Raw genomic sequence first — 19,225 nt, forward strand, 5'->3', positions numbered from 1 at the left:
TTAGCTAATGTGCTAATGGAATACAAGGCAACGCCGTGATGTATTCACTTTCTCCTTATAAGTATCTTATCGATCTTTGGTCCGTCGAGGTCCATGATCTCGAATTCAAAATCGTTCCAGGTAATTACTTCGCCTGTTTTGGGTATATAACCTGTGGTGTGTAATATTAAACCGGCAATTGTATTATACTCCCCTTCCGGAACCTCGAGGTGCTGCATATTGAAATAATTCAAGAACTCAAAGAAGGGATAACCGCCATCTGCAAGCCAGCTCTTTTCATCTCTTTGTACGATCTGGTATTCGTGCTGGTTGTATTCGGTAACATCTCCGATGAGTGCATCGAGAATATCATCCATGCTCACCATGCCATTCACAGTTCCGTATTCATCGAGCACAAATGCATAATGGATCTTGCTTTCCTTGAATCTTTCAAGCACTTTATAAGCTGGCGCTGTTTCAGGCACCATAACCGGCAGTCGTAGAAAATCTGCCAGGTCAAAGGGCGTAGTGCTGAAATCTTTTGGAAAGATATCTTTCACTGATACGACACCTACCAGGTTATCGGTTGTTTGTTTAAATACCGGATATACTGAATGCGCTTCCAGCTGCGCTTTTGCTTTAATGGTGTCGAGGTTATCGCTCAGACTAAAGCACAACAGATCGCCGCGATGGGTCATTAATTCACTTACTTTTCTATCGCCCAGGGCAAACACGCGATGCACAATATTCTGTTCAATTTGCTGAATTTCTCCGCTTTCTGCACTTTCCTGTACAATCGCTTTTATTTCCTCTTCACTCACAATTCCCTCTTTCTGGTTCTTCAGGCCAAAGATGCCGAGGAAAAGATCATTCGTTTTGGTGAGCAACCAGATAAAGGGTTTTGTAATGATGGAGATGATGGTCATGGGCGTGGCCATAATAGAGGCAATCGCTTCCGGGAACATCAATCCAACCCTTTTGGGAATGAGCTCACCAAATACAATTGAAAAGAAAGTAACGATGATCACTATTACGGCAACGGAAATGCTTTCGGAATACGGTTGCAGGAGGGTGATCTTTTCAATGGAAGCACGCAGTTCATCCTGTATTCTTTCTCCGCTGAATAAACCGGTAAGAATACCTATCAATGTAATACCTATTTGAACCGTTGATAAAAAGGTATTGGGGTTATTAGCCAGTTGCAACGCTTTCCTGGCATTTATATTTCCTTTGCGGGCGGCGTGCTCAAGCTTGAATTTGCGGGACGAAACCAGGGCAATTTCACTCATGGAAAAAATTCCATTTAACAGGATCAACAGCAGGATAATAAAGACTTCCATATTTTATCAGTTGAAAAGACAAGGTTTAAAGTACCCGCCTACGCTAAGTTGACTTCGCTTCAATGAAGCTTAACGACGACGCAGCGGGCATAGGGTGCAATGATCAGCGGGAAAATGATGATGCTTCCTGAGGGGGAATACTGCAAATATCCGAAATTCAGGGTAACTGACCGGAAAAGTAAATTATGCGACTATGGTAATGCATTAATGGTTAGCCCCCTTTCCGGTTTCATCCAGCGCAGACCGTAATCCTTTCGCCATTTGCCGGGCATTGCCTACGCCCCAATAGTGCAGAAAGAAAATGCGGGGTTCTTCATGTACCATGTGATTATGTACAGACACGACCTCGAGGCCATGGATGGTCAATTGCTTTATTACGGGCGCTACTTCATCCTCAAGCATGGCGAAATCACCGGCCACTGCTGCCCTGTCCATGGTGCCCTGCCAGGCAGCCCAGGTATTGAAGCCCATAAAACTGCTAACAGGTATGCCATGCTCTACCAACTGTACATCTGGCCGTCCGATGGTATATTTATAAACACCTTTGTTCAACTCACCTTTTTGTCCCAGGATAGCATCCAATGCGGCCATATCGAGGGTGCTCTTCACACTGTCGGTCCTGGCCGCCTGCGGATCGCCGCCCCTGATCTCGTTTATTTTATCGAGGATCGCTTTAACACTGTTGGCTATTGTAGTTACATCGGCCGTACGGTCAATGTGCATATAAATCACGTTGGGCCGGCTACGCACAAAATGGTTGTGGATGGCCGTGATGGTGAATCCCTGGTTGATCACTTCCTGCTGCAACCATTTCAGATCAATTTCAGTAAGTACAAGATCACCCATGGCCATAACACTGTCGCCACAGGGCGTAAAAGCCACCCAGCTCGAGAGGCCCATGGGCGGAATGATCTTGAATCCATCCACCATCATATTGAGGTCATTCTGTGGAATAGTGATCTTGTATTCGCCGTTTTTTTCAACGCCTTTGCGGCCGGTGATCCGTTCAATGGTGCCAATATCGAGTTTAGTGCCGGGCGGACAGGCAATGACGTTGTTCTTTGCGCCAGCGGATGCATCGCCGGTATTTGCAGCTGCGTCAGCAGGTTCTGACTGGTTACACGCTATAAATAAAACAGGAACAATCAGTAATACAAAAAAGCGCTTCATAATTACTAATTTAATGACCTTTTGGCTGGCTAAACTAAAGAATTTATAGAAACGCTATTGGTAAATTTTATTGTATAAAGTCGGCAGCCCATTGATACCTGCCCGGCAACCCGTTTGCTGGCAAAGGACTGTAGTTATAGGATTTTCACGAACTTACAGTAGCATTTCCCGGCCAACCTGAAAAATTGTTTTTATGAAAGAGATTGTCAATTGTGCTGCCTATGCCGGCGGCCACCGTGTTGCCGATGTTGAGCTCAACGGCATTCGTGAAATATTAAAAGACAATAACAAGTTTGTATGGATAGGCCTGTATGAACCTTCGGAAGAACTGCTGTCAAGGGTGCAGGATGAATTCGGGTTGCACGATCTGGCGGTGGAAGATGCGCACCGGGCGCATCAACGCCCCAAGATAGAATTATACGGCGATTCGCTTTTTATTGTGCTTCGAACCGTGCAAATGGCCAGGGATTGCAATATTCAATTCGGCGAAACGCATTTTTTTGTTGGGACGAACTTTATTGTTGTTGTGCGGCATGGTTCATCGGTAGCTTATACCGATGTGCGGCATCGCTGTGAAACCATGCCCGACCTGTTGAGCAAAGGCCAGGGCTTTGTACTGTATGCCATCATGGACTTTATTGTAGATATGTACTTCCCGGTAGTGCAGGAACTGGAACTTGCCCTGGAAACGATCGAAGACAAAGTATTCAAGGAAAACCCGAGCCGCGAAACTACCGAACAGATTTACCAGCTGAAAAAGCAACTGCTGGATGTGAAACGGGCCGTATCGCCGCTCATCGATATTTGCAACCGCCTTATGCGGTTTGACATAAAATACATTTCGCCGGAAACACAACCTTATTTCCGCGATATCTACGACCATGCGCTGCGCATCAATGAAATGGTTGACAACACCCGGGAACTGCTGAACACCGCGCTTGACGCAAATTTCTCTTTGATCTCCATCTCGCAAAATGATACTTCGCGAAAATTCGCAGGCTGGGCTGCTATCATTGCGGTGCCTACTATGGTAGCGGGCTTTTATGGAATGAACTTTAAATTTATGCCGGAACTGGAATGGACGTACGGCTATCCATTGGTGGTGTTATTTACCATCTGTGTTTGCGTGATTGTATATTATTTCTTCCGCCGGTCGGGATGGCTGTAAAGTCAAAAAAAATCCCGCCACATGGGCGGGACCGATGTTTCATTGAGACGGGTGCTAATCTTTTAATATTTCGGATGCTGCTGCCCGGCCAATCCGGGATTGTTATCAATGGTTGTTGTATTAAGGGGTAATAATTCCACTTTATTTTTCTCCAGTCCTCTGAAGATGGCTACTACCCATGGCTGGTTGGCGACTAAGGCCTGGCCGCCATGTGGCGCCACGTTACTGTGCATTTCGAGAATCGTCGTGTAACCGGCTGCTTTTGCTGCGGCGCTGTCTGCGGATGTTGGTTTTGTTTTGAAACCCATGAATGGAATGCCCACAACAGGGTCTTCCCAGGAAGAGGCAGAGTCCAGCTTATAAGCTCTGTAGCGGTCGATATTGGCATAGTTACCTGCTTTGTTGGCCATATCGATCAGATTTTGTTTTGCTTTCGTTAATGCTTCGAATTGAATTCCCCAGCGCACCAGGTCGGTTCTGCGCCAGCCTTCAAAGGCCAGCTCCAGCTTGCGCTCTTTAATGATCGCATCCCTGAACTCCTGGTAAGTAGCAGGTGTATTGCCTATTTTGCTGGCATCGCCCCCATAAGCACGGATCCTTACCTGCTCGTAGGCATTTTTAGCGGCAGCGGTTGGCGCATTGTTCAATTCGTTCTGTGCTTCGGCATACATCAACAATACATCGGAGTAACGCAGCCAGGGCCAGTTGATATCGCGTTTGTTAATGGCGGTTCCATGTTCCTTTTTCCAGGTTACCCGGAATTTGCCGATGCGGTTGCTGCCATAAGGATTCAACTGGCGCTTGTTGCTGGCAGTAATGCCATAGGTAGCAATGGAGACATCCCGGCGCAGATCGCCGTCTTCAAAATCGAATAACAAGGTAGGCATTGCAGCCATTAAAGGCTCTGCTTTGCCATATCTGGAATTGGTGTGGGCAGCCATACCATTAGTATAACCAATGGCCGAACCGTTTACGTTGGTCCCATACTGGCCGTACTCCAACATGGATTCTTTATTATATCTGCCATTTACCAGGTCACGAAAAACAGTTTCATAACTGTTCAGCAGGCCGTTCTCGCCTTTTTGGATGATGGCATTGCAGGCATCAGATGCTATCTGGTATAACTCCCGTATGCGGGCAGCATCGGACCGTTGGGCCAGTTTCACAGATCCGGCGGAATACGTGTTCAGGTCCCAGCGTAAGGAGTATCCGGCTGCATACAGCGCCACGCGGGCCAGGATGCCATAAGCCGCATTTTTAGTGAACCGTTCCGGTGTTGGCACCATACCCTCGCTTTTCCAGGGCAATAGCTCTATGGCTTTTTGCAGATCGGCCACACAACCATCATAGATGGTATCGCGGCTAACGCGGGAAGAAGTGAATGTACCTGCATCCTGCACCGGAATAGTGGGATACGGAACATCGCCAAAGAAGCGTACTACATTGAAAAAGCTCATGGCGCGAATGGCGTACGATTCGCCCAGCAGCATGTTTATCTTTTTCTGTTCAGCATCGTTGGCCCCCGTCATTGCACTCAATCGCTTGATACATACATTGGCATATTCAATAGCCTTGTACATGGCAGTATACGTATCGGTAGGCGTAATATCGGGTGAGTATACATAATTAGCAAACCGGTTCTTCGAGTTGGTTTCACCCTCTGTTGAAATGCATTCATCGGTACCCATGCCGAACTGGTAATATATTTCCCGGTTGAAGGTAAAACTGTACATGCCCAGTACAGCCATCTCTGACCGGTCAACAGTTTGAAAGGTAGACTCGCTGTCGAACTTGCTGTCAGATTCCATGGTGAGCCATTTCTTACAGGAAGCAAGACTCAGCAGGGCGAAAGTCAATATCGATATATTATAGATTATCTTTTTCATTGCAATCATTTTTAGGTTACGATTAGAAGGTTACATTCAACCCAATAACAAAACTTTTCGTGCGGGGGTAAGCAGAATCATCCAGGCCTTTTCTTGTTGGATTGTTTGAATTGGCTACTTCAGGATCGTACCCGCTGTAGCTGGTAAATGTGTGAATATTGTTGAGCGTTGCATACAACCTTGTTTGGCTAATGCCGGCCTTTTTCAACAGATTCTTAGGCAACGAGTAGCCGAGGGTGATGGTGTTCAACCGAAGGAAGGAACCATCTTCCAGGTAATAATCAATAGGATCCGTAATGGCCTTGTTGTTATCTGAGTGCAGGCTCCACATGGCATCTGATGCATACTGATTGGGATTCAGTTCGGCCAGGCGTTGCAGGTCAGTTGTTTCTTTTCCGGTGGCAGGATCGATCAACCGGAAACGGTTTGCCATTGGGGCCAGTGAAGTTTGGTTAGGCAGGTAGGGACCTAAAAAGCGACGGCTATTCGCATTGAACACTTTGTTTCCGGAAACGAAGTTCATGAAAATGTTCAGGTCAAATCCTTTGTACGTTAAGGTGTTTGTGATGCCGCCGATAAAATCGGGTTCACCGCTGCCCATGATAACACGGTCTTCAGTGCTCCATACGGGATTGCCTTTACCATCAACTTCGCCCTTAGGTGTTTTATATTTTACATCGCCGGGTTTTATATTCGCGGCATTACTTCCTTTCGGACGTGCAACGCCATCTTTTAACGTATAGGTGCCGTTTGCATTCTGATTAAAATCATCCGTGGTATATATACCATCATACTGGTAACCATAGAATTGCCCCAGCGGTTTACCTACTTCAACCACGAACATGTCAGAAGGTGGTAACCGGTCGGCGCCACTGAGCTGGATCACTCTCGACCTGTTGAATGAAATATTGAGGCTGGTTGTCCATGTAAGGTCTTTACTACGGATGTTCTGGCTGTTTACGACAAACTCGAAACCACGGTTGCGGATAGAACCTACGTTCTGGAACTGGGTAGAGTAACCGGATGAGGCAGCAATGGTGGCTTCGAGTAACAGGTTATTCGATTGCTGGTTATAAAAATCGGCGGTCACATTTACCCTGTTGTTGAACATGGCCATGTCGAGACCAACGTTGAAAGAATTTGTTTTTTCCCATACCAGTTGATCATTAGCCAGGATACTGCCGGGGTACAAGGTATTCACTTCTTGCCTGTTGATGGCATAAAATCCACCGCCATAGGCTGTCACAAACATATAGTCATCGATATTACAGTTACCGGTAGTACCATAACCCACGCGCAATTTCAACTGATCGAAGAATGTATTGCCTTTCATGAAGTCTTCCTGCGAGATGCGCCAGGCTGCAGATACCGAAGGTAATGCGCCCCACTGGTGACCGGGTGCAAACCTGGAAACACCGTCGCCGCGCATGGTGGCAGAGATGAGGTATTTGTCGGCGTAACTATACATCACCCGGCCGAACACAGACACCAAACCGAACCTGTTCCTTCCCGATGATTTGGAAAAGAGGCGTCCTGCCATGCCAACATTGTTCAAGCCGAAGTTATTATCCGGAAAATCGGAGTAGGTATTATCCAGGTTCATAGATTCGCTGTAATATGTTTCCTGTCCCAACATCACGTTCAGGCTATGTTCGCCCAAATATTTTTTCCAGTTTAAGGTATTGGTTATTTGCCAGGAAAACTTTTCACTGTTATCGCGGCTTCCCCAGGGTCCGTTATAGGTTTGTGACGTTTTTGTACGGCCATCGTCCCAGTAGTCGTCACGCACCTGTTGCCACTGATAGCTGCCCGCGGTGCGCCAGGTGAGATCTTTTAAGATGTCGATCTCGATACCGGCATTGGTGGTGTACTGCCGGGTGTATTTCGTTTGGGTTACTGCATCATTTGTGATGAGCGGATTATAAATATCGTATTGAGAGTCGTCGGCCTGCATGTCTTCACTTATGTCGGAATTGATCAACTGGTCATCCGTGAAGCGAACACCGCCGGTAACCGGTTGCAGAATGCTCAGTTTCAGTTGTCCGGCCATTGACCCACCCCCCTGCAACTTCATATTGTTGTAGTTGGTATTGAAGTCTACCCGGATGCGGTCAGAAACCTTATGATTGAGCTTTGCGCGTACGTTGGTCCTGTTGAAACCATGTTTGGCCAAAATACCTTCCTGACCTACGTGGTTTACATTCAGCAACATTTTTGTTTTGTCATTGCCACCGCTAATGGTTACACCGTGGCTTTTCAATAAGGCAGAACCGCCAAAAACGAGGTCCTGCCAGTCGATACCAGGTACTGAACCATAAGTATTATGAATATAATCTGCTGCTCCTGTATAAAAATTGGGATCGTTGATGTTGCCGCCAAAATTCTTGGCCCATTTATCGGGCCGGCCGGCCAGCATCTGCAATTCGTACTGGTAATCTACATACTGTTCAGGATTCAGGAGGTTGAGTTTGTTGGCGAGTTTCTCGAAACTTACATACCCATTATATGTGACCTGGGTCTTTCCGCTTTTGCCGGATTTGGTTGTAACGAGAATTACGCCGTTTGAACCCCGGGCACCATAGATGGCGGTAGCAGAGGCGTCTTTCATTACATCGATGGTCTCGATATCGTTCATGTCTATATTCCTGAGACCATCATCCATCTGAAAACCGTCAACAATATACAAGGGACTGTTACCCTGCGTGATGGAAGTTCCACCGCGTACAGTAATATTGATATCGGCACCGGGTGCACCGCTTTGGGTAACGACATTTACGCCGGCGATTTTACCGGTGATGGCCTGTGCGGCTGATGTTACCGGAATTTTTGCGATCTCGGCCCCGCTTACAGATGCCGTTGCACCCGTAAGGTCTTTTTTTCTGGCCGAACCATAACCGATGACCACCACTTCGTTCAATGATTTATCCTGCGCTTCCAGGGTAATGTTGAACGTAGTGGAACCGCCCACGGGTATTGTGCGGGTTATATAACCGATAAAAGAAATTTCCAGCGAGGCATTTCTATCAGGCACAACCAGAGAGAATTTTCCATTCTTGTCGGTCAGTGTGCCCGAGTTTGTTCCCTGCACTGCCACATTAACACCTTCCAGTGGTCCTGATTTATCTTCAACAGTACCGGAAACCGTGATGTTACTCTGTGCAAAGGAGGAAGCCGAAAAAATAAAGGTAAAAAAGACTAATAAAAACTTGGAGAGATGGGCAAAGGGATAATACAATGCAGCCCGCGCATGTAAGCACTTTATCATATAGCAGCGTTTATAGTTACGTAATTACAGGCTCAAGGTATTGAGGTGTATTTTATTAAGCATCCTGAACCATCCTGATAATTTTACAATATCATAATTAGCCCACTATAAAAAAATGCCCCGGGAGTGCCGGGGCAGTTATACTTTCTGGAAAACAAACAGCAAATTCTTCAGGCTGTTGCATCACCGTTTGTCATGGTGCGCGCTTCTTCCCTCAAGGAATCGGGATCCCAGGAGATGTCTGCATCGCTGAGCAGGTTCTGCCTGTCTGACTGAATGGTAGCCTCTATTTCCTCAATATGTTTTTTTGCTTCTACCACATAATCCTCGGGGTTACGTATAGCCGACAACCGTTTCAGATTTGCCTCATCATACTTATGAAAATTCTTGGCGAGGCGTTTGGCGGTATATTTCCTGTATCCCATCAATGTCATTACATCTACCCCCACGCGCAGGCTGGTGTCGAGCGTTTCTCGATAGATATGTAACATACCGGCGTTCATCAGATCATAGGCATCGTACCGGTCAGCAGCGCGCACCAACATGTGCAGGTGCGGGAAATGTTTTTTTACTGTTTCGATCATCTCCAGCCGCTTTTCGGGAGAATTGATGGCGATGACAATGATCTTCGCTTCAGCTGCGCCTGCAGCACGTAAGAGATCGTCCCTGGATGCATCACCGTAAAAAACTTTAAATCCCAGATTCCGCAATGCATCTACCCGGTCTGAATCCAGGTCGAGGTAAGTGGCCGGGATCTTATTTGCCCGCAGAAAACGCCCGATCACACTTCCGAAATGACCAAACCCCGCAATGATGACGGGATTCTTTTCATCAATTTCGTCGGCAGGTCTTTCTTCCAGCTCGTCGGTGCCCACTCTCGGCAGGATCAGTTTCTCGTTCAGCAGGATGATCAGGGGTGTCAGCGCCATGCTGATCGCAACCACGGCCGTCATTATACTCGTTGTTTGGGCTGACAGGATGCCCTGCTGCAGCGAAAAAGAGAAGAGTACAAATGCAAATTCGCCCACCTGGGTGAGACTGAATGAAAAAATAAAATTCTGCTCGGTACTGATCTTAAAGACCTTTCCCAGCAGCAACAATACAAGCACTTTAACGGCGATCAATATTGCTACCCACAGCAATATTTCACGAAACTGCTGGCTAACGAGGTTAAAATCTATGGAAGCGCCCACCGCCATGAAAAACACCCCGAGCAACAATCCTTTAAACGGTTCTATATCACTTTCCAGCTCATGTTTGTATTCACTATTGGCCAGCACAACACCCGCCAAAAACGCCCCAAGCGCAGGGCTTAAGCCGATCTGCGTCATTAACACGGCAATACCCACGATGATCAGGAGCGCCGATGCCGTAAAGATCTCCCGCATTTTGGTTTTGGCCACAATTCGCAACAGCGGCCGGATGGCGATTCTGCCCACGGCAATAATAGCAGCGATGGAGCCCAGTACGATCACGGCATGTAACCACGCAGGCTGCCCTTCTACCCAGTTTGTTACTCCATGTGAACCGGAGGTGTCGCCATGTACAACCTGCAAGGTGGCCAGTAAAGGGAAAAGACCCAGCATCGGGATCACGGCTATATCCTGGAACAACAATACCGAAAAGGCGCTTTGTCCGGCAGACGTTTTCATCAACCCTTTTTCTGAAAGTGTTTGCAGCACAATGGCGGTTGATGACAATGACAGGATCATACCCAGCGCCAATGCCTGCTGCCATGCAAAATGTAAAAGCATGGCAATGCCGGCAATCACCACGGTGGTGAGGATCACCTGCAATCCGCCCAGACCGAGAATAGATTTCCGAAGTTTCCACAACAGCTCAGGTTCCAGTTCCAATCCGATCAAGAATAACATCATTACTACACCAAATTCAGCAAAATGCATAATGTCCTGTCCCTCCTGCCCTACAAAGCCCAATACAAAAGGTCCGATAATAACACCTGCGATCAGGTAACCCAACACAGAGCCCAGGCCAGACTTTTTTGCCAGGGGCACAAATAAAACCGCTGCGCCCAAAAACACCAATGCCGTCGAAAAAAATGATTGATCCATATTATGCCAGATTGCTTTGGGAAATTTCTATAAGGTCGTTTAAACGGGAAACCTGCATCATTTTATCTTCTTTGATGTCGCCCGCTCTCATTTTCAACAAAAGTTGTTTGTATAATGCTGCGTATTCTATTATTTGAGGCAGGTCCATTTTATGGGATCCGGCCACCCAGAATGGCGGCCAATAGGTCATTTTGCACAGTTCGGCAGTTCTTTCATACGGTCTCAGCACGTCGGCAATGGTACAATGCTGATATCCTTCCCGCTGGTAGGCGCCCATGCCACCACCGGAAGAAATTACATTAAAGATCTTTTTTCCGCTTAATGCAAAACCCGTTTTCCCATAAGCCCAGCCATGTTCCAGCACCAGGTCCTGCCATTGTTTTAGCAGTGCGGGGGCGCTGTACCAATAGAGCGGATGTTGCCAGATGATAATATCGTGCGCAAGCAATAATTGTTGTTCTCTTTTAACGTCTATATCAAAGTCGGGGTAATTTTCATACAGATCGTTGACGGTTATGTCGTCAACCTGGGGTATATATTTGAGCAGCGTTTTATGCACGCGGGATTTTTCCAGCACCGGATGCGCAAAATTGATCAGGATCTTATTCATACAGTCTACCGCATTTATTCCACAACTTAAGTGAAATTCGTTTTTTTCCAAAAAATGTGCGGGTGGTGTATAATGGCAGACAGCCCCGCCGGTACTGTCGGGGCTGTCTGGAATGTGGCGCATTAAAAAACCGCCTGTGATAGCGGCTTATAGGTGAATAGTTTAATAGGCGCGACCTTATCTACTTACACTGCCTTATTTCGTTGTTAGCCGGATAGCTGAACGCATTCGGCAGCACCCAGCGCGCTTTATAAATTTTCAATCCCGCTTCATAGAAAACTCCGTTGCCTTTGGCATCAATTACCTCATCGGTCCACCAGGATTCTTTAGGCCGGATAATGATCACCGGGAAGTCGGCCGGGCCTGATGATACACTTTTAATGTTAGCCTGGATACCGTCGGCCTGGATAAGCTTTTTATCGGCCAGCATGAATTTATAAACATTGGTTGTATTGGTAAGCCACAAAGCCTCTTCGTTGTAAACCGGGAACAGGTCATGTGCTTCTTTACCTGGTAACGGCAGCGTTTCAACCGGTTCCAGGTCGGGTTGGGCGCAATTGAAATTATAGCGGAAAGATTTCAACTCCTTTCCTGCCGCCGTCCATAATAACTGGTTCTTATGGTCCCACACGACATTGTGGCCGAAATCGATCGGGATCTTTTTGGTATATACATTAGCAGGAAAATGAAGCGTATCTACTTTGAATAACATCAGGTAATTTCCCGTGCTGGAAGCGCTTACAATATTGCCGTCGGGTAATAATTCTGCTGAATGCGTATTACCGCCTGCAAATGCATACCACACTGTTTTTTTATCGGCAATACGAATGAGCGCCACGCCGCCCCCTGATGCATTGGTTAAAATGTATTTGCCATTATATACGATCTTGGCTTCGCTGATATTGTTGAACCACGCATAATGCGCCGCCTGCACGTTGGATGACTGCGGCGTCCACTGCCAGAAAATTTTCTTTGAGGGAACATCTGCTATGGCTACCCGCTGTTGTGCCTGCTCTGACAGCACGATGCACTTTTTACAATCTGCCACAGAAGCCGGTGGATCGGGTTCGGTAACAGGCGGTGTTACGGGAGGTGTTACTGGTTCACCGCTTCCTTTTTTGGCGCAGGCCACAGAGATCACAGCGAAGAAGAAGGTCAGGCTGATAATTTTCTTCATGGTATGAATATGCTGTTTCAAGATCGTACGCTTTTAGAGTACGGATCGGCGGATCGATGAATGCAACAATTCGAAACACAAATTTGTAGATCCATGATCCGCCAATTCGTAATGATATTAATAGTTCTTTGTTTGCTCGAGGTTGGGATTCAGGTCACGCTGAACCTGTGACACCGGCCACCAGTAATCACGATCCTTGTTAAAGTTGCGGGTTACCATGGGCAGGTTTTGCGAATTGTACACGGCGCCCGGCATTACGTTCTCTGCAATCTTCCACCGGCGGATATCGGTATAATAGAATCCTTCAAAAGCAAATTCTATTCTGCGCTCATGCCGAATGATCTCGCGCATTTCCTCTTTTGTCTTTCCGGCTGGTATTTCGTGGGGCGACAATCCGGCGCGTTCCCGGATCCTGTTTACAGCATTGTACACTGATGCATCGGGACCAACGGCTTCATTCTGCGCTTCCGCATACATCAACAGCACATCTGCATAACGGATCACCATATAATTGATCTCTGAACGGCCGGCCTGGTTGATAAGGTTGCTATTGGCCTCCTTGTCGTAAATGCTGTATTTCTTTACGCCATAACCGGTTTGTTTAAACGGTTCCGTTGTGGTGGTCACTTTCCCAATATAGGTATCACCCGGATATACAATCGTCTGGTACATGCGGGGATCGCGGTCTACATAAGGCGTAGCCGGATTGTATAATGGTGATTGTGCCGGTGGCAGCCCATCTCTCATATCATAGGCATCGATAATGCTGCGCAGCGGCGCATTTGTATTGTATTGCCGGTTGATGAGGTCGAAAGCACTGCCCAGGCCGGGGGTAGTTATTGAATATTGTACATCAAAAACAGTTTCTACGCTGTTTTCATTGGCCGGTAAAAACAATGCACGATAATTGGGAAACAGGTTGTAACCTGTGCCTGGAAGGTCTATCACCGCTTTGGCAGCAGCAGCAGCGGCAGCCCATTTGGTAACATCATTACTGGTATTCACGAGCGGACTGGCTTCGAACAACAAGACACGGGCTTTCAAAGCCAGGGCAGCACCTTTGGTAGCGCGGCCGATATCACCGCCGGTAAATTTCACGGGAAGAACTGCAGCTGCTTCATCGAGGTCTTTGAGTACCTGCTGCACCACTTCGGCCCGGGGCGTACGGGGCAGCGTTCCCTGCGTTTCGAGGTTGGGCTCATCCAAAATCAGGGGAGCATCGCCGTAATACGTTGCCAGCAGCGAATAGAACAGGGCGCGCAGGAATTTCGCTTCTGCTTTCATCCGGTTCTTCAGGGCATCAGCCATTGCGATTTGATCGATGCGTGCTAATAAGGTGTTGGCCCGGCCTATGCCGCGGTAACTATCAAGCCAGCGCTGCTCGATGATCCCGCCAATAAAATTACCAGTGGTGGCATTGGCCGCATTATGCGTTCCTAATGCAATAGCATCAAAGCCCGCGGAATTATCATAGTTATACGCGTTGGGTGTAGCTGTTTCTTCCCAAAGCGGTGTGGCGTAGCCAAAAATGCCGTTGAAAGTCAAAGCCTGGTAACAACCGCTTAAGGCTGCCATGGCGTTTTTCTCCGATGTCCAGTAAGTATCTTGTGTGTACCTGTCGTTGGGTTTACTATCGAATTCTTTCTTCGTACAACCGTTCAACACAGCACCTGTTATAATGACAAATAATAATTTTTTCATCTGAATCTTATTTCAGGGATGATTAAAAGTTTACATTAACACCAAAACTGTATGTTTTGAGTGAAGGATATTCGTAGAAAGAATCGCCCGTAATGCTCTTCTCGGGATCAAAATCTTTAAACTTCGTGAACGTAACCAGGTTTTCGCCGTTTACAAACAGCATAAGCCTGCGCATGCCCAGCTTGTTAGCGATCTTATCGGGCAGGTTGTACCTGAGTTGCACATTCTTCAAACGCATGTAAGACCCGTCTTTAAGCCAGAAAGTAGACGGCTGATAGATCTCAGGAGCACCTGTTGTCGTAGTTACGATCGGCAACCGTGCATTAGTGTTATCTGGTCTCCATGAATCGGTAGCCCACTCTTTGGTCACCCCTGCGCCATTATTGAAAGGGGTGGCGAGGTTTACGGTGGGATACAGGTTAATGCCCTGCACGCCCTGCCAGAAAGAAGTAAGCATAAAGTTCTTATACCCTACATTGATATTGAAACTGTAATTGTATTTGGGTATGGAACTGCCGGTTATAATGCGGTCCTTACCATCTATTGTGTTATCCTTGTTTATGTCAGTGTATTTGAGATAACCTGGTTTTTCGTTACCGCTTATTTTAGCGCTGTTATTTATTTCATCCTGGCTCTGGAAAATACCAGCGGCCTGATACAGGTAATATGCTTCAATGGGGTGGCCCTCCTTGATAATACGCCGTGCGCTGATCAGGGTCTGTCCACGGAGGTCAACCACTTTATTTTTTACATAGCTAACCGATCCGTTCACTTCGTAGGAGATCTCGCCGATCTTATTGCGATGGCCTACCATTATTTCATAACCGGTATTGTCGACTGTGCCAATGTTTTGAACAGGTCCGGTAAGTCCTCCTACCTGAGCAGGTATCACTACCTGCCGCAAAATATCGGAGGTGCGGCGTTTAAATACATCCACAGATACTGACAGGTGGCCATTCAACAATTCTGCATCTACACCGCCATTATAGGTGGTAGTGGTTTCCCAGCTGATACGGGGATCAGCGTAGGCTGTAACGGCGGCACCGGGAGAAATAGCGTTGTTAAAATTATACGCATACGCGTTACCCACGTTTACCACGGCGTAGGGGCTCCATAGGGGCGCAGCCTGGTTCCCGAGTTTTCCCCAGGAAGCCCGCAGTTTCAGCAAATTCACAGCAGGTACCTCGAAGAAATTCTCTTTATCGATGCGCCAGCCGGCAGACAGTGAAGGAAATGCTCCCCAGCGGCGGCCTTCGGCAAAACGTCCTGCGCCATCATAACGAACGATACCCTCAAGTAAATATTTTTCTTTATAGTTGTAACTCAACCGGCCAAAATAGGAGATCAAGGCATCTCTGACCACCTGGCCACCGGTGGTAATATTGGTGCTGCCGGCGTTAAGGTCGGTTAGAGCATTGTCAAAATACCCTTCCGCATGACCGTTGAAATTGGTACTATCAAAGCGGTTATAGCTTTGACCTGCCATAGCGTTTATCTGGTGATCACCGAAAGATCTATCCCAGTTCAATGTATGGTATACCGAGAGGGTCATGTTGTTCTCATCATAATTGTTACTGGCCGGATTTATATTATAATTATTGGGCGCACCGGTTTTAGGATTGTAGCTGATCAGGAGCGGCACAAATGACCGCGAGTAACCGTCCAGTTTGTCTACACCGAAATTGAAATTATAGGTAAGATTGAAAGGCAGTTTATATTCGGCAAAAACCTTTGCCAGGATCCGTTGCGGTGCATTGTAGTTGCTGCCTTCTTTCAACAGCATAATGGGGTTCTCAATGGTATTCCGGCCGGGCGTGGCAAATACCATATTTCCATAACGGCCGTCGGGTAAATAAGGGGTCATAATAGGCAGCACCCTTGTTAACCTGGTAAAATAATAACCCGTTGCACCTGACCCGCCAAAGGCAGGTTGCGTAAAGGTTCTTAAATTGCCGATGATATTGGCGCCCACTTTCAGTCGATCCGTTGCCTGGGCGCTCACATTCAGGTTAAGCGTATACCGGTTGGCATGATTGGCATCCACCAGGATACCATCGTGATCCATATAACCCAGCGCCAGGTTGTAGGTTATTTTATCTGAACCACCGCTGAAACGCAGGTTGTGCTGATGAAGCGCTCCATTTTTCATTACGTAATCGAACCAGTTCATGTGAGGATAGGTATATGGATCAGTGGCCATTCCATTTCTATATTCCTCGATCTGGGCAGGCGAATAATCAACTGCTGCCGGCGATTTGCCTTCATTGATGAGGGCCTGGTTTTTCAGCTCCATATATTGAATGGGATCCCACAATACATCTGGTAAAAAAGTCGGCTTCTGAATGCCATAGCTGTAATTGTAATTGATGTCCATTTTACCTTTCTTACCGGTCTTGGTGGTGATCAATATTACGCCATTGGCAGCACGTGAACCATAAATAGCAGCTGCCGCATCCTTTAACACGGTCATGCTTTCAATGAAATTAGGATTGATCTCATTGATGTTGTACTCGATGCCGTCAACCAGCACCAGCGGATCATTGTTGTTGAGTGTACCCACCCCACGAATGCGGATGGTGCCCACGTCCTGGCCAGGTTTACCACCTGCCTGGTTAATCCATACGCCCGACACACCATGCAATGCCTGGCTGGCATTGGTAGTGGGTGTATTTTCCTTCGCCTTCATATCCAGCACCGATAAAGAGCCGGTAACATGTACTTTCTTTTTGGTTCCATAACCTACCACTACAAACTCTTCCATGTTATTAGTGGCCAGCGACAGCTGGATCTGGAGATTGGTTTCTGTGCCCTGTACTTTTATTTCCCGGGTAGTATAACCTACAGAAGAAATCACCAGGGTTATATTGGTTTTGTTTGTCTCGATCCTGAAAACGCCATTATTGTCGGTAGTAATACCACCGCTTTCGCCTTTGATGGTGATGCTGGCACCAGCCAGCGGCTGCCCCGATTCATTGGTCACCCGGCCTCTTATTTCTGTCCGCACGTTCCCGGCTACCGGTTTATTAACCGGCATCTGGTCCTGTAATTTTACAATAATGGTTTTATCCATCAAGGTATAGGTAACAGGTTGCCTGTAGAAACAAAGCTTCAGCACCTGTTCTACAGGCGCGTTTCTAACATCTATATTTACCTCATTGGTATTGGCCAACATCTGGGTCGTATACAGAAAAACAAAACCGGTTTGTTTCCTGATCTTTTTAAACACATCTTCCATCCTCGCATTTTTAGCCGACAGCGTTACCCGCTGCCCGTAGGAATGGGCGCTTACCTGCAGACAGGCAGCCAGTAAAAAAACAACCGTCAACTTCATTATTAACAGCGTTTTGAGGTTCAGGAATCGTTCCTTTCGCGGATCTCGAAAAATAGCACCTGCCAGGGCAGGGCACAGCAATCTCAATTGCATACATTTGCAATGTTTGGGTTAAGAAATAGTAGTCTTGCAAGGATGAAATGATTAACCGATTTCCGCCGGGACCTGCTCCAACAGAGCCCGGCTTTTTTATCGGGTTAATCAATGTTTTTTATTTCATAGTCTAAGGCGATGGCGATGGTATTTGATCATTTGCGTGTGACGATGAGGCGGGCTGCTTCGCCGGTGGCAGTTCTCTCCTGGATTTTAAACCGTATGACATTGGTCAGTTCGAGCATTTTCAATACCTGCGATAGCTTTTCCGTGCGGGCAATGGCGCCCACAAAATTGGCTTCGGGGAGGGTGCCTTCATAAACAATGTCTACGTTGTACCAGCGCGATAGCTGCCCCATTACCGATTGAATGTTGTTGCCAACAAATTCGAACCGGCCGTTCTTCCAGGCCATCACCTCTTCGATATCGGGTGAATGGCGAATGGTCAATGGTGAATGAGCAAGATCTATGACTTGTTGTCCGGGATCAAGTAATATCGAATGTTCTTTGCCGCTTTCCTTTTCTCGTTTCGCCACTTTAACCTTTCCTTCCAGTAAGGTTGTTCTAATGCCCGGCTCGTCGCCGTATGCATTAATATTGAAGCTCGTCCCCAACGCCTGCACAGTTGCTCTGTCATCAACGTTTACGATGAAAGGCTTTTCCCTGTCTTTGGCAACCTCGATATATACTTCACCGGTTACTTTTACGGCTCTTTCCTTTTCGATGAATGCTACGGGATAGGTAATGGAAGAAGCAGCATTCAGCCATACTTTAGAGCCGTCGGGCAACAGCAGTTGATATTGTCTGCCTTTTGGCGTTGACATGGTGTTATACAGCATTTCCCTGCCGGCCTGCATTACATCATATACCAACTGACCGTTCTGAATTTTTATATTGGTTTTTCCTTCTGTTGCTATTACACCGTTCCCCAAACTGTCGAGCAGGACTTGATTACCGTTGGCAAGCGTAAGAATGGCGCCATCATGGCCAGGCAAAACGTCTGTTGGCGACTGCTTTGTAGTAGTCGCCGCCAGGGTTTGAGACGGCTTACTACTTTGCCTGTTCATGAAATTATAAATAATCAAGCCGGTAGCAATCAGTAAAACAGCCGCTGCCGCATAGCGAAACAGGATCCGCCGTGAGGCGATGCGGCTATTATCAGCAGCCGCAACATCCTTCTTTATGGAGGATTGCAGCACATTATAGATCCTGTTCTTCAGTTGTTCGCGGTCTTTGGCAAAATCGTCCGGAATAGGCAACGCCTCTTCCTCCCGGTTGAGCCAGTCGAGGTACTCGTGCTTTTCAGCAGCTGAAATTGTACCCTCGAGCAGCTTTTGGGCAAGCTCATCGTACCGGTTATGTTGTTCCTGATCGTCCATTTGGAGAAACAGCTTTATAGCAAGGTCAATTCAACAAACGAATACCCTGTACGA

At 47.1% G+C, this 19,225-nt stretch carries 11 protein-coding genes; 1 reads left to right on the forward strand and 10 read right to left on the reverse strand.

Annotated features, from left to right (window positions below; all coding sequences use genetic code 11):
• Positions 1 to 44 precede the first annotated feature (44 nt).
• Together JUB15_RS20950 and JUB15_RS20955 are read right to left on the reverse strand one after the other, a co-directional pair.
• The gene (locus JUB15_RS20950; RefSeq protein WP_207514605.1) at positions 45 to 1,319 is read right to left on the reverse strand and encodes a hemolysin family protein; all 1,275 of its coding nucleotides are present in this window, start codon (positions 1,317 to 1,319) and stop codon (positions 45 to 47) included.
• A 204-nt stretch (positions 1,320 to 1,523) separates the two neighbouring features.
• On the reverse strand, positions 1,524 to 2,489 hold the full coding sequence (locus JUB15_RS20955; protein WP_207514606.1) for a DUF1259 domain-containing protein: 966 nt from the start codon (positions 2,487 to 2,489) through the stop codon (positions 1,524 to 1,526).
• A gap of 193 nt (positions 2,490 to 2,682) precedes the next feature.
• Here JUB15_RS20955 and corA point away from each other — a divergent pair, with 193 nt between their 5' ends.
• On the forward strand, positions 2,683 to 3,657 hold the full coding sequence (gene corA, locus JUB15_RS20960; protein ID WP_207514607.1) for a magnesium/cobalt transporter CorA: 975 nt from the start codon (positions 2,683 to 2,685) through the stop codon (positions 3,655 to 3,657).
• Positions 3,658 to 3,719: 62 nt separating this feature from the next.
• Here corA and JUB15_RS20965 read toward each other — a convergent pair whose 3' ends face one another.
• The 8 genes from JUB15_RS20965 to JUB15_RS21000 all read right to left on the reverse strand — a co-directional run bounded on the left by JUB15_RS20965 (position 3,720) and on the right by JUB15_RS21000 (position 19,171).
• The gene (locus JUB15_RS20965; RefSeq protein ID WP_207514608.1) at positions 3,720 to 5,543 is read right to left on the reverse strand and encodes a RagB/SusD family nutrient uptake outer membrane protein; all 1,824 of its coding nucleotides are present in this window, start codon (positions 5,541 to 5,543) and stop codon (positions 3,720 to 3,722) included.
• 22 nt (positions 5,544 to 5,565) lie between these two features.
• Positions 5,566 to 8,808 (reverse strand): SusC/RagA family TonB-linked outer membrane protein, encoded by a 3,243-nt coding sequence (locus JUB15_RS20970; protein WP_207514609.1) that lies wholly within the window; start codon positions 8,806 to 8,808, stop codon positions 5,566 to 5,568.
• 170 nt (positions 8,809 to 8,978) lie between these two features.
• Positions 8,979 to 10,880 (reverse strand): monovalent cation:proton antiporter-2 (CPA2) family protein, encoded by a 1,902-nt coding sequence (locus JUB15_RS20975; RefSeq protein ID WP_207514610.1) that lies wholly within the window; start codon positions 10,878 to 10,880, stop codon positions 8,979 to 8,981.
• A gap of 1 nt (position 10,881) precedes the next feature.
• Positions 10,882 to 11,490, reverse strand: a complete 609-nt coding sequence (locus JUB15_RS20980; RefSeq protein WP_207514611.1) for an NAD(P)H-dependent oxidoreductase — start codon at positions 11,488 to 11,490, stop codon at positions 10,882 to 10,884.
• Between the two features lie 181 nt (positions 11,491 to 11,671).
• Entirely contained in the window at positions 11,672 to 12,667 is a 996-nt protein-coding gene (locus JUB15_RS20985; RefSeq protein WP_207514612.1) for a DUF6528 family protein, read from the reverse strand.
• A 117-nt stretch (positions 12,668 to 12,784) separates the two neighbouring features.
• The gene (locus tag JUB15_RS20990) at positions 12,785 to 14,368 is read right to left on the reverse strand and encodes a RagB/SusD family nutrient uptake outer membrane protein (protein ID WP_207514613.1); all 1,584 of its coding nucleotides are present in this window, start codon (positions 14,366 to 14,368) and stop codon (positions 12,785 to 12,787) included.
• Positions 14,369 to 14,390: 22 nt separating this feature from the next.
• Positions 14,391 to 17,792, reverse strand: a complete 3,402-nt coding sequence (locus tag JUB15_RS20995) for a TonB-dependent receptor (protein ID WP_207514614.1) — start codon at positions 17,790 to 17,792, stop codon at positions 14,391 to 14,393.
• Between the two features lie 155 nt (positions 17,793 to 17,947).
• Positions 17,948 to 19,171 carry a FecR family protein gene (locus JUB15_RS21000; protein WP_207514615.1) on the reverse strand — a complete coding sequence of 408 codons (1,224 nt, stop codon included), beginning with the start codon at positions 19,169 to 19,171 and terminating at the stop codon, positions 17,948 to 17,950.
• Positions 19,172 to 19,225 lie beyond the last annotated feature (54 nt).

The organism is Longitalea luteola (assembly GCF_017356035.1).
GTDB classification, from domain to species: domain Bacteria; phylum Bacteroidota; class Bacteroidia; order Chitinophagales; family Chitinophagaceae; genus Niastella; species Niastella luteola.